The sequence below is a fragment of the Clostridium saccharobutylicum DSM 13864 genome (assembly GCF_000473995.1).
Lineage (GTDB): Bacteria > Bacillota > Clostridia > Clostridiales > Clostridiaceae > Clostridium > Clostridium saccharobutylicum.
The window spans coordinates 349,048-363,828 of the sequence record NC_022571.1; the positions used below are offsets into that span (position 1 = coordinate 349,048).

Annotated in this window: 12 protein-coding genes; 11 read left to right on the forward strand and 1 reads right to left on the reverse strand. The window is 26.7% G+C overall.

Going from position 1 to position 14,781, the window contains the following annotated elements:
* Positions 1 to 238: 238 nt before the first annotated feature.
* The gene (locus CLSA_RS01620) at positions 239 to 964 is read left to right on the forward strand and encodes a DUF3298 and DUF4163 domain-containing protein (protein ID WP_022743671.1); all 726 of its coding nucleotides are present in this window, start codon (positions 239 to 241) and stop codon (positions 962 to 964) included.
* Positions 965 to 1,254: 290 nt separating this feature from the next.
* Here CLSA_RS01620 and hydE read toward each other — a convergent pair whose 3' ends face one another.
* Positions 1,255 to 2,310 (reverse strand): [FeFe] hydrogenase H-cluster radical SAM maturase HydE, encoded by a 1,056-nt coding sequence (gene hydE, locus CLSA_RS01625; RefSeq protein ID WP_041716012.1) that lies wholly within the window; start codon positions 2,308 to 2,310, stop codon positions 1,255 to 1,257.
* A gap of 611 nt (positions 2,311 to 2,921) precedes the next feature.
* Between hydE and CLSA_RS01630 the strand changes: the two genes are divergently transcribed.
* The 10 genes from CLSA_RS01630 to CLSA_RS01675 all read left to right on the forward strand — a co-directional run bounded on the left by CLSA_RS01630 (position 2,922) and on the right by CLSA_RS01675 (position 14,648).
* Complete coding sequence (locus CLSA_RS01630; protein WP_022743673.1) at positions 2,922 to 4,034, forward strand: RNA-guided endonuclease InsQ/TnpB family protein; 1,113 nt, start codon at positions 2,922 to 2,924, stop codon at positions 4,032 to 4,034.
* 172 nt (positions 4,035 to 4,206) lie between these two features.
* Entirely contained in the window at positions 4,207 to 6,822 is a 2,616-nt protein-coding gene (gene adhE / locus CLSA_RS01635) for a bifunctional acetaldehyde-CoA/alcohol dehydrogenase (RefSeq protein WP_022743674.1), read from the forward strand.
* 511 nt (positions 6,823 to 7,333) lie between these two features.
* Positions 7,334 to 8,092, forward strand: a complete 759-nt coding sequence (locus CLSA_RS01640; RefSeq protein WP_022743675.1) for a LytR/AlgR family response regulator transcription factor — start codon at positions 7,334 to 7,336, stop codon at positions 8,090 to 8,092.
* 562 nt (positions 8,093 to 8,654) lie between these two features.
* Complete coding sequence (locus CLSA_RS01645; protein WP_022743676.1) at positions 8,655 to 9,050, forward strand: hypothetical protein; 396 nt, start codon at positions 8,655 to 8,657, stop codon at positions 9,048 to 9,050.
* Positions 9,051 to 9,116: 66 nt separating this feature from the next.
* Entirely contained in the window at positions 9,117 to 10,205 is a 1,089-nt protein-coding gene (locus CLSA_RS01650; RefSeq protein WP_022743677.1) for an ABC transporter permease, read from the forward strand.
* A gap of 5 nt (positions 10,206 to 10,210) precedes the next feature.
* On the forward strand, positions 10,211 to 11,440 hold the full coding sequence (locus CLSA_RS01655) for an FtsX-like permease family protein (protein ID WP_022743678.1): 1,230 nt from the start codon (positions 10,211 to 10,213) through the stop codon (positions 11,438 to 11,440).
* Entirely contained in the window at positions 11,437 to 12,111 is a 675-nt protein-coding gene (locus tag CLSA_RS01660; protein ID WP_022743679.1) for an ABC transporter ATP-binding protein, read from the forward strand. The genes CLSA_RS01655 and CLSA_RS01660 overlap by 4 nt, the downstream gene beginning before the upstream one ends.
* Positions 12,112 to 12,407: 296 nt before the next feature.
* Positions 12,408 to 13,079 carry a YiiX/YebB-like N1pC/P60 family cysteine hydrolase gene (locus CLSA_RS01665; RefSeq protein WP_022743680.1) on the forward strand — a complete coding sequence of 224 codons (672 nt, stop codon included), beginning with the start codon at positions 12,408 to 12,410 and terminating at the stop codon, positions 13,077 to 13,079.
* A 189-nt stretch (positions 13,080 to 13,268) separates the two neighbouring features.
* Positions 13,269 to 14,294 (forward strand): hypothetical protein, encoded by a 1,026-nt coding sequence (locus CLSA_RS01670; RefSeq protein WP_041716014.1) that lies wholly within the window; start codon positions 13,269 to 13,271, stop codon positions 14,292 to 14,294.
* A gap of 21 nt (positions 14,295 to 14,315) precedes the next feature.
* On the forward strand, positions 14,316 to 14,648 hold the full coding sequence (locus CLSA_RS01675) for a hypothetical protein (protein ID WP_022743682.1): 333 nt from the start codon (positions 14,316 to 14,318) through the stop codon (positions 14,646 to 14,648).
* The last annotated feature ends 133 nt before the right edge of the window (positions 14,649 to 14,781 follow it).

The window sequence follows — 14,781 nt, forward strand, 5'->3', positions numbered from 1 at the left end:
CACATAATTGATAATCATTTATTCTAAAATAATATCTGTGTTAAGAATTCATGTATTATTTTAGAATAAGATTTAAAAAGTGTAGCATAATATAAAAAGAGTACAACTTATTAACATTATCAACATCCCCCTGTGGATAAGATGTTATAAATATGTTAACATACATAATTTTACAAAAAAGTTTTGTGGATATATGATGAAAATTTTATAAAAAAGTATAAGCCAAGGAGAAGAAAATATGGGCTATATAGTGAATGTAATCGGTGCATTGGGGATAAGTTTAATGTTATCTACAGCTTATCCACAACAATTGTTAATAAATAGTGAATTACAGAGTTCAAGTGAATTTAGAATTGTGGAAAAGTCTATACGAAAAGACCTAGATTATCTAAAAGAGGACATAAAAATACCTCAATTAATAGGAGGAAATGATGAAAAAAAGATAAATTTAATAAATAGTATAATTAATAAGAATATTTTGCCCAAGGCAAATGAAGCAGAAGAAATATCAAAACAATATTTCGATATAAATGTACAAGAAAAGCCTAGATTTCCTTATGAAGTTTATTCAACTTATAATATAACAAGTGACAAAAATTCATTTGTTAGTTTTTATGATGATTATTATGAATATTTAGGAGGAGCACATGGATTGACTAGTAGAACTTCATATACAATAGATAAAAATAAAGAAGAACTTCTCAATTTAAAGGATTTATTTGCTTCAGGATATAATTATGCTGATATTATAAATAATGAAATAAGAGAACAAATTAAAAAAAATCCACAGGATTATTTTGATTCAGGAAGTGAATTTAAGGGGATTGGTGAAAATCAATCTTTTTATATAGACGATGATAATTTAGTTATTTATTATCAATTATATGAAATAGCACCTTATGTGAAGGGAATACCAGAATTTAAAATTCCATTAAGCACTTTTGGAAAAAATTTTATATACTAAAATTTATAAGTATTATCGAGTACTAAGTTTTAGTAATACCAACCGAAATATGACATATATATGTTTGGTCGAACTATGAAAAGTTTATTTGGATTTACTAAATTAGAAGTTGTAGCAAATATTGATTATTCTAAAAATATTTTTTAGAATAATCAATATTTGAACAATTCCTAATTTAGCAATGTCAGCAATTCATTTTTTAATGACTATTTTATATATGTGTGTGATTTAAAATTTATATAGGTGATAAGTTATGTATTACTTTTCTCTTGTTATTTCATAACTTTAAATTATTTATTAATACCATCATGTGCATTATTATTTTGATTTCCTCTAAATCCATACCCATCGGAAATTATTCTACCTATTCCAGTTACCTTTCCAGTTATGCAACCTCGACAGTGAGCAGGAGTATCCCCTGTGCATATCTTACCTGGGTATAAAGCATATAATTTTCTATATTCACCTTCTGTAACATTTGGCATTACAACATTGGCACCACTTTGTAGTGCAATCACTCTGCCATTTGGAGTTAATGACTCCATTGCAGTTGTTGCAGGAATATTTATATCTGGAAGAATTAAACGTGTTAAAGCCATAACTTTTAGAGCTAAAGTAAGGTTTCCACCTTCAGCATCATGTAACGGTGTATCTTCATTTGGTATAAACGGTCCTATACCTATCATATCTGCATTTATCTTTTTAAAGAATAATATATCCTTTGCAATAGATTCTAAGGTTTGACTAGGAAGTCCAACTAGAATGCCACTACCAACTTCATATCCTAATTCGCCTAAGTTTTCTAAACACTTTAATCTTTCTTCAAAGCTCATATTTGGATCCATATCTTCATAAAGTTTTTTATCTGTAGTTTCAATACGAATCAAATATCTATCAGCGCCAGCTTCTTTAAAAGCTTTATATTCATCATAAGTTTTTTCGCCTAAACTTAAAGTTAAAGCCACATCTAATTTCTTTATTTCTTTTATGATCTTAATCATTCTTTCCTTCGTAAAGTAGTCATCTTCTCCACCTTGAAGTACAAGAGTTCTATATCCATAGCTGACAGCTTTTTTGGCAAAATCTAAAATTTCTTCTTCACTTAATCTATATCTTTTTAAATTTTTATTATCTCTTCTTAAACCACAATACATACAGTTTCTTTTACATATGTTTGTAAATTCGATTAATCCTCTTAGATGAACATAGTTACCTAAGTATTTTTCACGAACTTCATCAGCTGCTTTGAAAAGTTCTTCATTTATATCATCATTTTTTAGCAATTCAAGTATTTCAATTTCATTTAAATCATGAGTAATTTTAGCTTTTTCAATAACTTTATTCATAGTTCCTCCTAAATTAAAAATTAGGCACATGAGAGAAAATAATAGATCAAAATAGACGAGCATACTGGTCTATTATTTTTTTTGATTGTGCCTTAATAAGTATACTCTATAAAATATTCTAGAAAAGTGCAATAAATAAAATTAAATTTTTATATGTTTGAATGAATAGACAAAGTATTGTTAAAGAATTTTGGGGCAAACTATTTATAGATTTTTTTATAATAATTATTACAAAATAAAGAAATACTTTTGTTAAAACTCTTAAAATGAATTTTGGAGGTGAGTTAACAGTTAATAAAAGTTTATAAAACTATCTTGATTTTTTATAATATTGTCATTGTAATATATTTCAAGAGGTGATTTTATGAAATACTATTCAATTGGATGATTTTTCGAATTGATAGGAAAAACAACTTAAACATTAAGGTAGCGGGATAAAGATAATGTTTTAAACCACACCATACAACAGAAAGTGGTTATAGATATTATCCTTAAGAACAACTTAATCATTTTTTAGGACTTAGAGGAGAAGAACAATAAAAAGGAAAAGTAATGGGATATTGTGGAGTTAATTTAGATAAACAAAAAGATGATTAAGGAGTTGTTAAAGGATGATACTGGCGAAGAAAGTTAGAATTATTCCAAGTATAGAACAAGAGCAAAAATTATGGCAATCGGCTGGAACTGTAAGATTTATTTATAATTGGACACTTGCAAGACAAGAGGAGAATTATAAAAATGGTGGCAAGTTTATTTGCGATAATAATTTAAGAAAAGAAATTACCATACTTAAAAAAAATAATTTATCATGGCTTAATGAAGTTTCTAACAATGTTGCAAAACAGGCTATAAAAGATGGATGTTTGGCTTATAAAAGATTTTTTAAAGGTTATTCAGATAAGCCAAGATTTAAAAGCAAAAGAAAAACCAAGCCATCATTTTACAACGATAATGTAAAATTAAAAGTTAAGCGTAATATGGTTTTAATTGAAAAAGTAGGTTGGGTTAAAACATCAGAACAAATACCAATGAGTGTTAACTATGCTAATCCAAGAGTGAGTTTTGATGGAAAATATTGGTATATATCTATAGGCATAGAAAAAGAACAACCAGTAGTGAAATTAACAGACGAGAGCATAGGTATAGACGTTGGAATTAAAGACCTTGCTATATGCTCCAATAGAATGATTTTTAAAAATATTAATAAAACAAGTTTAGTTAAGAAATTAGAAAAAAGATTACGTAGGTTGCAACGTAAAATATCAACAAAATATGAGTTAAATAAAGAAGGGAGGATGTTTGTCAAAACAAGCAACATTATAAAACTTGAAAAGCAAATTAGATTGCTTCATAGAAAGTTATCTAATATTCGGAACAATCATTTACACCAAGCAACTACTAAGATAGTGAAAACCAAGCCGTCAAGAGTAGTTATGGAGACACTTAATATTAAAGGTATGATGAAGAATAAACATTTATCTAAAGCTATAGCTAAACAAGGATTGTATGAGTTTAAAAGACAACTTCAATATAAATGTGAATTTTATGGAATTGAATTTGTTGAAGCTGACAAATGGTATCCATCATCAAAGATCTGTAGTGAGTGTGGTCATGTAAAAGCTAAATTATCACTATCAGAAAGAACTTATATCTGTGAAGAATGTGGAGCTGTAATTGATAGAGATTTTAATGCTTCAATTAATTTAAGTAGATATTCAGCATGATTACTTAAACAGTTATGTTTGAAGTGTAGGATTCGTTGTATCCGAAGTTAAGCCCTTGGAGTGTTATATAAAACGAAAGTAGTATGTTTTTAGAATTACAAAATCGGACACATTGAACGGGGAATTAAACAAACTTTATAAAGTTTTATAGGTTTTTGGCAACGGTAAAGAAATGAGAGTTACAAATGCAGAAGAACTAACCAATAGAATACAAGAATTAAGAAGGGCACAAAAGGAATATTCAAAGTTTACCCAAGAACAAGTAGATAATATATTTAGGGAGGCAGCTATGGCAGCTAATAATGCAAGAATAACTCTTGCTAAAATGGCTGTAGAAGAAAGTGGTATGGGTATAGTAGAAGATAAGGTTATAAAAAATCATTTCGCCGCCGAATATATATATAATCAATATAAAGATACTAAAACATGTGGTGTAATTGAAAGAGATGAAATGTTTGGAATAACTCATATTGCTGAACCAATAGGAGTAATAGCAGCAATAGTACCAACAACAAATCCAACATCAACAGCAATATTTAAAACATTAATTGCTTTAAAAACAAGAAATGCAATAATTATAAGTCCCCATCCAAGAGCAAAAAATTCAACAATACAAGCAGCTAAAATAGTATTAGAAGCAGCAGAAAAAGCTGGAGCACCAAAAGGTATAATAGGGTGGATAGATGAACCTTCAATTGAACTATCAACAAATGTTATGGCACAATCAGATATTATACTAGCTACAGGCGGACCAGGAATGGTTAGAGCTGCATACTCTTCAGGAAAACCAGCAATTGGAGTTGGTGCTGGAAATACCCCAGCAATAATTGATGATACAGCTCATATAAAGATGGCTGTAAATTCTATTTTACTTTCAAAAACTTTTGATAATGGAGTAATTTGTGCATCAGAACAAAGTTTAGTAGTAATGGAATCAGTATATGAAGAAGTTAAATGGGAGTTAAATGCAAGAGGTGCATATATTCTTAAAGGCGATGAAGTAGATAAGGTTAGACGTGTAATATTAAATTCAAATGGAGCTTTAAATGCAGACATAGTAGGTCAATCAGCTCATAAAATAGCAAAACTTGCAGGGGTTGATGTAGATGAAGCTGTAAAGGTATTAATTGGAGAAATCGAATCACCTGAACTTGAAGAACCATTTTCACATGAAAAATTGTCACCAATCTTAGGTATGTATAAAGTTAAAACTTTTGATGAAGCATTAAAGATAGCAGCAAGATTAATAGAATTAGGTGGATTTGGTCATACATCAATACTTTACACAGATCAAATAAAATCACTAGATAGAATAAAACAATTTGGAACAGCAATGAAAACTGCTAGAACATTGGTAAATATGCCTGCATCTCAAGGTGCAATAGGAGATATATATAACTTCAAGTTAGCACCATCATTAACACTTGGATGTGGATCTTGGGGTGGAAACTCAATATCAGAAAATGTAGGACCTAAGCATTTAATAAATGTTAAAAGGATTGCTGAGAGGAGAGAAAATATGCTTTGGTTTAGAATTCCAGATAAAATTTATTTTAAATATGGTTGTCTTCCAGTAGCGTTAGAGGAACTAAATGCTATGCATAAGAAAAGAGCATTTATAGTAACAGATAGAGTGCTATTCGATTTAGGATATACTCATAAAATTACAGATATATTAAGTAAAAACAATATAGAATATAAAATATTTTCAGATGTAGAGCCTGACCCAACATTAAAGGCAGCTAAAAAAGGTGCAGAAGAAATGAATAACTTTAATCCAGATGTAATTATATCGGTTGGAGGAGGTTCACCTATGGATGCAGCTAAAATTATGTGGGTAATGTATGAGCATCCAGATGTTAAATTTGAAGATTTAGCTATGAGATTTATGGATATAAGAAAGAGAGTATATAAGTTCCCAACAATGGGAGAGAAAGCAATGATGGTTGCAATACCAACATCAGCAGGAACAGGTTCAGAAGTAACACCATTTGCAGTAATCACTGATGAAAATACAGGAATAAAATATCCATTAGCAGATTATGCATTAACTCCTAATATGGCAATAATAGATGCAGAACTTATGATGAGCATGCCAAAAGGATTAACTGCTGCTTCTGGAATAGATGCTTTAGTTCATGCAATTGAAGCTTATGTTTCAGTATTAGCATCAGAATATACTAATGGATTAGCATTGGAAGCTATAAGATTAACATTTAAATATTTGCCAGAGGCTTATAATGAAGGAACTACAAATGTTAAGGCTAGAGAAAAAATGGCTCATGCGTCTTCCGTAGCAGGAATGGCATTTGCAAATGCATTTTTAGGAATATGCCATTCAATGGCACATAAATTAGGTGCATTTCATCATGTACCTCATGGTGTAGCAAATGCATTGTTAATAGATGAAGTAATTAGATTTAATGCAACAGATGCTCCTAGAAAACAAGCAGCATTCCCACAATATAAATATCCAAATGCAGGATGGAGATATGCTAGAATAGCAGATTATTTACATTTGGGAGGAAAAACAGAAGAAGAAAAAATTGAACTTTTAATAAAAGCAATTGATGAATTAAAACAAAAAGTAGGAATACCTAATAGTATAAAAGAATTTGGAGTTTCAGAGGAGAAATTCTATTCAACAATAGATGAAATGGTAGAGCAGGCATTTGATGATCAATGCACAGGAGCTAATCCAAGATACCCATTAATGAGTGAAATTAAAGAAATGTATATAAAAGCATTTAATGGCGGAAATGTAGCAAATAGTGGAGATGACGAATAAAAGTCAGGCAGAGAAGGAAGAGACAAAAGTAGAAGAAGTGAAAAATAATATGTCTAAATAACAGCTTTTATATATAATTAGATTTAAACAAATTACACATAAGGGTATAGAGGGTACTGAATGAAAATTTAAAAGATATTAACTAGAGAGTGTGAAATAGTCTGTGTAAACTTTCTGAAAATATAATATATTAAATTTTCAGAATGAAGAGAGCACAGACTAACTCTTTATCTAAAGATTAATTGGTGAAATTAGACGTTCTTAGTATACTATAAGAATTTAGAAATATATTAAGAACGCTAAAATAATGATTGAGTTAAATAAAAGTTAGCAGATACTTTTCTGATTGTATCCATTCCTAAATGTTCGTTTTACATACTAAAATTATACTCTTACTAAAATAATATAATAAATTTGTATATTATACAATTATATTGTATAATGTTGTTTCATATAGTATAAAAAGGAAGAACATACTGATAAGAGATATACAGATTGGAGCGTGATACTTTTGTATTCTATTATTTTAGTGGAGGATGAACCTTTACAAAGACGTGTTTTAAAAAAACTTATTATTTCAATAAATGAATCTGTAAAGATTTATGAGGCTGATAGTGAAAGCACAGCTTTAGATATAATTAAAAATAATGATATTAATATGTTTTTAATAGACATTCATTTAAAAGAATCTTCGGGATTAGATCTTGCAATTAAGATTAGAAGTATTCTTAAATATGAATTTAGACAAATGATTTTTTTAACAACTAATGTGAATTATATAACAGAAGCTTTTAAACGAACACATTGTTATGATTACATAATAAAGCCGTATGATTATAAAGTGGTACAAGATATGATAAGTAAGATTATATTAAATGAAACTAATAATTTAAATAATAAGAATAATAATTTGAAAGAAGATGAAATTATTATAACTTTAAAAAAAGGAAGTTATTTAAAAATAAAAACAAAAGATATTATTTTTATAGAGGTTAAAGGTAATAATTGTGAAGTAAATACTACTAATGGTATTTATATTGCTAATAGAATGAGCTTGAAGAAAATCATGAAATTAATTAATTGTGACTATATAATTCAAAGTCACAGAGGTTTTGTTGTAAATATAAATTATATATGTAAAATAGAAAGATTAGATGGAAAATTAAGCATGATATATTTCGATGAATATGATAGAACAGCTTTTTTGGGAGATAAATTTAAAGATATTATTATATCTGAGTTTAGAAGAGAAAAATTGATAATATGTTAAATGATTTTATTATAAATGTTTTGGATATGTTTAATATAGTTGACTTATGGACAGTCTTAACTAACAGAAATACCAACATATATGCTAATATAATTTTATCTCTAAAAACGACCTATTTAGAGTTTTAGATGGAAACTTTAAATGGGTTTTTTAAGTGTGTTGAAGGTTATTTCAGCTATTTTTTTAGGTATTAATATCCAAACAAATGCAGTTGTAATTATTTTACTTCATGAATTTAACATCGACTAAATATTTATTTTTGATGATAAAAAGCATATTTGACGGAAATAAAGACGAAATATGGGTTATTTACGTTTAATCAACGATTTTCTACGTTTAGTCATCTAGGTATTTACTTAAGTTGAGGATTGTGTAAATATGTAATTACATGTGGCCACAATGTAAATATGTAATAGTAATTAGATAGCGTTAACAATAAATCATGTTCACTTTATAATTAATTTATTTGACAGTTTTAATAAGAATTTAAATTAATAAAAAATAGTTTACATAGATTTGATAAGTTTACGTCAGAATGATGAATAGATAGGAGATTGTAAAAATGAAAAAAATATTATTATCAGCTCTTTTAGGGGTTGCTGTACTACTTCCAACTACTGCAGCATTTGCATATGCACATGGTGACACTGGTGAATGGTATATGCAGAGTTCAAAGACGGAGATTCAAGGTTCTTTATATTTAGTTAATAACAATAAACCAAATGTAGCTCAAGCTAAAACATATAATGTTGATGAGAATGGAAAAAAAGTTAGAGTAAAAATATATGCAACAGCAGATGGACAAACTATTGAGGGTAGTGATCGTGACGCTACTGGGTATCCAACAGCATATATTAAAAGCTCAGCTAGAAAACCTGATGCTTGGGGAAGCGGTCATACAACTACTCCATCACCAGATCCATATGAATGGTTATATATTCAAGTATCAGATCTTTAATAAAATTTAATAAAATAATAGTATTAGTAAAGCTTTATGCTTTACTAATACTATATGGAGTAAAATATGAGTAAATATACAAAGATAGATATATTTTTAATAATTGGTTTTTTAGTTTCTGCCTTTGCATTTAGTTTAACTATAAGCAATGCATATTCAAAATACAATAAAGTTGTAGAAATGAATGAATTTAATAAAAATTATAAAACTTTAAATGTAAATTTAATAAATGAAAATAAAAGTGAAGATAATAATATTCGAAAAAAAGACGTAAAGAATATGAATTTATCAGAAATAATAAGTGAGATTCAAGGCATTGGATATAAAAAAATTATTTTATCGCCACTTGAAACTCAAATAGAGGTTGGCAATCATTATTACATTAATCAGATATGGCCATGTTCTGCTGGAATTGATATAAGGAGTCAGAATATAATTAAAGGAAGATACTTAACTGAAGAAGAGTTAAACAGTAATGAAAAAGTTGCAGTTATAGGTTTTGGGTTAGAAAGATTAATTGAAGAAAAGAATGGTAAAAATTATATAAAGGTATTTGATGAATATTATAAAGTAATTGGAATTCTAGGAAATACAGAGGTATTTAAATATAGTAGTATAATTCCAATAAAATCATTTTATTTTATAGATAAGCCAATGGCTAAAGTTGATTTCTGGGAAAATTGTACAGATAATACGAATATTAAAGAAAATGATAGTAATATTAATATTATAGAAACTGATATTCAAAAGATTCCAATTGTAAAATATTTGTTTAGAAATGTTTATGAACTTAAAAATAGTTTATATCAAGTAATTATTGGAATAACAAATTTACTTTTATTCTCATATTTTTCTGCTAAATCTATGCGACAAAAAGTTGCTATTATGAAAGTCCTCGGCGGTAAAAATAAAGATATATTTAAAGAAATATTTCTAAAGTTTATAAAAGTAGCTTCTATTGGTATTATTGGAGGACTAATATTATCAAATTTCACAATAAATTTTATGAGACAATCATTTATGTCTGAATATTCAGTGATTAACATTGAAAACATTGCGTTAACTTCAATTCTAATATTATTAATATCTATAGTTGTTTCTATAGTGGTTCTATTTAATGTGATTAACTTTAAAATAATGAAGGAAATAAGGTAGTTAATATGAGAAATAAATTTATCTTTTTTGATATAAGAAGAAATGGTATTGTTAGTATATTAATTATCATAGAAATAGCTCTATGGATATTTTATACAGCTTCTTTAGTTTCATTAATCAACTTTGATAATTCATATAGAAAAAGATACAATAGAGCAATTTCTATTGATAATTCAGAAATCATGACATTTTATAAAATGATTAATAATGATAATTCAGATGAAGATCACGATACCTATATAAATTATATAAAAGAAACTCTAAAAGTGATAAAAAACAGTAACTATACATATGGATTTATTCAAAGAGATATGAATGAAAGATTTCCAATCGAAACTTTTGGTTTCACGCCTAAAGAATTATTTGGAAACTTTACAGAAATGGATGAACTTAATTCACCAGATAATCCAATTGGATTTAATTATGGAATGATAGAAAATTATAAGAAAAATATAATTGGAGAAATTTATGAAGATGATTGGACTCGAAGTGATAATTATATACCTGTAATTGTTGGAAACGAAATAGGCGAAAAAGTTCATATTGGTGATAGTTATGTATCGAATAATATAACATATAAAATCATAGGTATTTTTAAGAAGGATACATTAGCTTTTGATTATACAAGCAGTGTAGATAGTTCATTTTTGTTAAATACATCATTCGTTATCCCATTGAGCGAAGAAAAATTCTTTGATAATTTTGGGCATGAACCTATAACAATATTTTTTAATGGAGATAAGCAAATTGGTTCAAAGAATCTAAACCCTGCCATAGAAAGTATATCAAAAGATATAGTGATTTCAAATTTTGAGGACGATTTAAATAAATTTTTAGACGAATTAAAAACAAAAAAATATTATGAAATATTTAGAATAATTATAATTACTATTATTGCATCCACATCAATAATTACTACAATTAATTATAAAATAAATGAAGATAGGTCCAGAATTGGAATTTTATATTCTTTTGGAGTTAGTAAACTAAATATATTCAAAACTTTTTCTGCTGAATTTTTTATAAGCATAATTCTTGGAATTATAGGTGGAAGTTTATTTTATTTGAAGAACTGCAAAAGCGTTTATGTCTTTTTTATTAATGAGAATATATTATTTAATTTAAATATTTCGATAGGAATATTGTTATTATTAATTATATTAATAATGTTAGTAGGATTTAGTCAAATAAATAAATTGACTCCAAAAGAGATGATAGGAGGGTTTGTAGAATGAGCATATTAGATGTGAGAAATATATATAAAATTTATGGAAAAGATAATAGTAAAGTTATAGCTCTTAATGGAATAAGTCTAAAAGTTAATTCGGGTGAAGTTGTAGCTATTATGGGACCATCAGGTTGCGGTAAAAGCACATTACTTAATATATTAGGATGCATAGATGCTCCAACGCAAGGAGAATCTTATATAGATGGAACTCAAGTAAACTTTAAAAAACTCAATAATTTATCAGAAATTAGAAACAAAAAGGTTTCATTTATATTTCAAAATTTTGCTTTGATAAAAGATCTTAGCGTATTAGAAAATATAATATTACCTCTTAAATTTAGGGGGATTTCATATAAAGAAAGAGTAAATAAAGCAAAAAAATATTTAAAAGAATTAGAGATTGAAAATTTTAAAAATAAAAATATAAGAGAACTGTCAGGTGGACAGCAACAAAGAGTTTCAATTGCAAGAGCTCTTACTCAAGAAAGTGAAATTATATTAGCAGATGAACCAACAGGTGCATTAGATGAAATAAATAGTATTAAAATTATGGAAGTATTAAAAGAATTGAATAAAAAGTATAATAAGACAATAATTGTTGTAACACATGATAATCTTGTAGCAAGTTTTTGTGATAGAATTCTAAAGATGAAAGATGGATGTTGGGATAATAATTGAAACGTAATTTAAATGTTTTATTCTTACGATATATTTTAGCATAATGTTGATTTTAAAGATCAAGTAAATGAAATACTTTTAACAGTTTTTGTGGTAGGTGTAGGATTAAAACAATTTATCTTATATGTATTTTATTTAAAGTTTAAGCAGTTGCTAAAACTGAAGGTAAAAAAATAAATAATTATTTTAAAGATAGATAAGTTTTTACAATGAGGGAGCTAATCTGCGGAAATGAAATATTCTAAGAAACTAAAGTTAGTTGCACTATCAAAAAACAAATTATGGGGGAATAATAAATGAAAAAAATTTTTATTAGATATACTCTTTTTACACTTTTAACCATGATTAGTATATCATCAACTGCATTTGCCAAAGAAAATACTTCAAAAGAAGATACTAATGCTCAAATGAAGCAACTTATAGATAAAAGTAAGCATGATTCAGATGAATTAATCAAAAACTGGGATAAGCTTAAAGTTACAAAAGCCTCAAAACAATCAAGAAGAATAAATACCATTAATAGTTTTGACTCGGAAGCTGCACCAAATAGTGTTGGAAGTTATGGTGATATACTTGTAACTCCAGCAACTGTTTTTGGAACTGGACCTATTACTGGACATGCTGGAATGGTTGATTTGAATCCTGATCTTACAATAGAAAGTATGACTTCAGCAGGGGTTCGCAGATATACAAATGATTGGAAAACTAGATATAGTAAAGCTTTATGTGCTACAGTAAAGAACTCTAATCCTAGACAAGCTGTAGATTATGCAATTAGTAAAATAGGAAGTGATTATAATTATAATTTCTTAAATAAATGGAAAACAGATAAATTTTATTGTTCACAGCTTGTCTGGAGAGCATATATAGAACAAGGTATTGATTTAGATAAGGATGGCGGAAATGCTGTTTTACCAACTGATTTAGTTACCGATAAGATTGATATTAATTGGAGAACTAATTATTAGCTAATTCATTATAATATGAATCACAAATATAGATTTTTTAGACACTTGTGATTCTATATATAAGTTTCTTAAAAAACAAACCACTTAATAGTATGAATTGATTATGTATCAATATTAATATTGACGTAATTTTATTTTAACCTATAATGTGGTTTATTTAAGGTTAAAATTAATATGGGGAGATAAATGATGTATAAGAATAAAAAAATATATTTCCTTTTATCTGTAATTATAATAATGATATTGAGTTTAAGTTTTGTATTATTACATAATAGAGAATTAAAAAACATATGCCTTATATATTCTGATTCCATTGAAGAAGATAGTGAAATTGTATATTTAGATAGGAATTTCACTATAAAAAAGAATATACAAATACCTGCAAGGGATATAGTAACAAGTTGTAATAAGAAAGATACAGTATTGTTGCCAACGTTATCAGATAATAAATTATTTGAAGTTGATAAAGATGGAATTGTTAAATCATCGGAAACTGATTTTGGAGGGAATTACATAAGGTGTAAGAACAATGAAGAATTAATTCTATATAATGTATCCCTAGAATATAATAGAATTAATTTTATAAGTTCAGATTCTCAGAAAAAGTCGTTAGATATAAAAGAATCATTGCTTTTGTCTGGTGATTTTGATGATGAAAATGTATATATATTAGGTTATAAATTTGATCAAAATAAAGAAGGAGATACATTTCTGTTTATTATAGATAAAAATGATTTTAAAATAAAAGATCAAATTAAATTAATGAAAAACATGCGAATATATGATACTTCATTAATTGATGGTAAACTTTTTATTGGCGTAGATAGCAAAGTAGATTATTTATTATATTATGATGTGAAAAAATCTACTTTAAATAAAATTGAATATAAAGAGTATATTAAAGATGGTATAATGGATACTAAAAAGATTCTGTATAATGATAAATATATTTTTTACTTATTTTTAGATGGTAATATATTGAAATTAAATAGGAAAGATTTAAATATTATAAAAAATATTAAGCTAAATAATAAAATAATTTTGAGTGGTTGTTTAGATAAAAATCAGCTATATTCTTTAAGCGTAGACATCAATAAAAATAATCAAATAGGTTTAGTCGACGTCTTTGATATTGATAAGCTTAATAATATAAATAATTTTTCAGTTGGTCCAATAAGAAATACAACTCCAAGAGATATATTTATACTACAATAATAATTAAAGGAGTTATAATTTATGAAGAAAATACTTACAATCATAGCACCAAGTATATTGACATATACATATATATTTATAGATTCTCATTTTCCATATAGTAAATGGATTTTAATAGGAATTTATATTTTATTTCCTATTATGTTTATTGCTCAAACTATTATTTCTTTTGGATCAATAAAAAATATGTTAATTGGATTTCTATTATTGTCACTATCAATCATAGTGCCTATTAATGAATGGTATAAAGTGGGTAGCATGATTGTACCTATAATAATTTACTCGTCATTAGGTATAATAACATTTTTCTTATCAAAGACAATAAATACTGTTAAAAGAAAATGGAAAAAATAAATCTAATATAAAGTTTTAAGATTCAACTGATGGAAAGAATTAATTGGAACTTAAGGTAGAATATCCAGTTATTTTTATTATTTTCAAAAATCAAAAGCATATGAACTATAAAGAATTTGTAAATGCAATTATG

Excerpts from the sequence above, each read along its gene's own strand:
- CLSA_RS01620 (WP_022743671.1), top strand. The coding sequence starts at position 239 with ATGGGCTATATAGTGAATGTAATCGGTGCATTGGGGATAAGTTTAATG.
- hydE (WP_041716012.1), bottom strand. The coding sequence starts at position 2,310 with ATGAATAAAGTTATTGAAAAAGCTAAAATTACTCATGATTTAAATGAA.
- CLSA_RS01630 (WP_022743673.1), top strand. The coding sequence starts at position 2,922 with ATGATACTGGCGAAGAAAGTTAGAATTATTCCAAGTATAGAACAAGAG.
- adhE (WP_022743674.1), top strand. The coding sequence starts at position 4,207 with ATGAGAGTTACAAATGCAGAAGAACTAACCAATAGAATACAAGAATTA.
- CLSA_RS01645 (WP_022743676.1), top strand. The coding sequence starts at position 8,655 with ATGAAAAAAATATTATTATCAGCTCTTTTAGGGGTTGCTGTACTACTT.
- CLSA_RS01650 (WP_022743677.1), top strand. The coding sequence starts at position 9,117 with ATGAGTAAATATACAAAGATAGATATATTTTTAATAATTGGTTTTTTA.
- CLSA_RS01655 (WP_022743678.1), top strand. The coding sequence starts at position 10,211 with ATGAGAAATAAATTTATCTTTTTTGATATAAGAAGAAATGGTATTGTT.
- CLSA_RS01660 (WP_022743679.1), top strand. The coding sequence starts at position 11,437 with ATGAGCATATTAGATGTGAGAAATATATATAAAATTTATGGAAAAGAT.
- CLSA_RS01665 (WP_022743680.1), top strand. The coding sequence starts at position 12,408 with ATGAAAAAAATTTTTATTAGATATACTCTTTTTACACTTTTAACCATG.
- CLSA_RS01670 (WP_041716014.1), top strand. The coding sequence starts at position 13,269 with ATGTATAAGAATAAAAAAATATATTTCCTTTTATCTGTAATTATAATA.
- CLSA_RS01675 (WP_022743682.1), top strand. The coding sequence starts at position 14,316 with ATGAAGAAAATACTTACAATCATAGCACCAAGTATATTGACATATACA.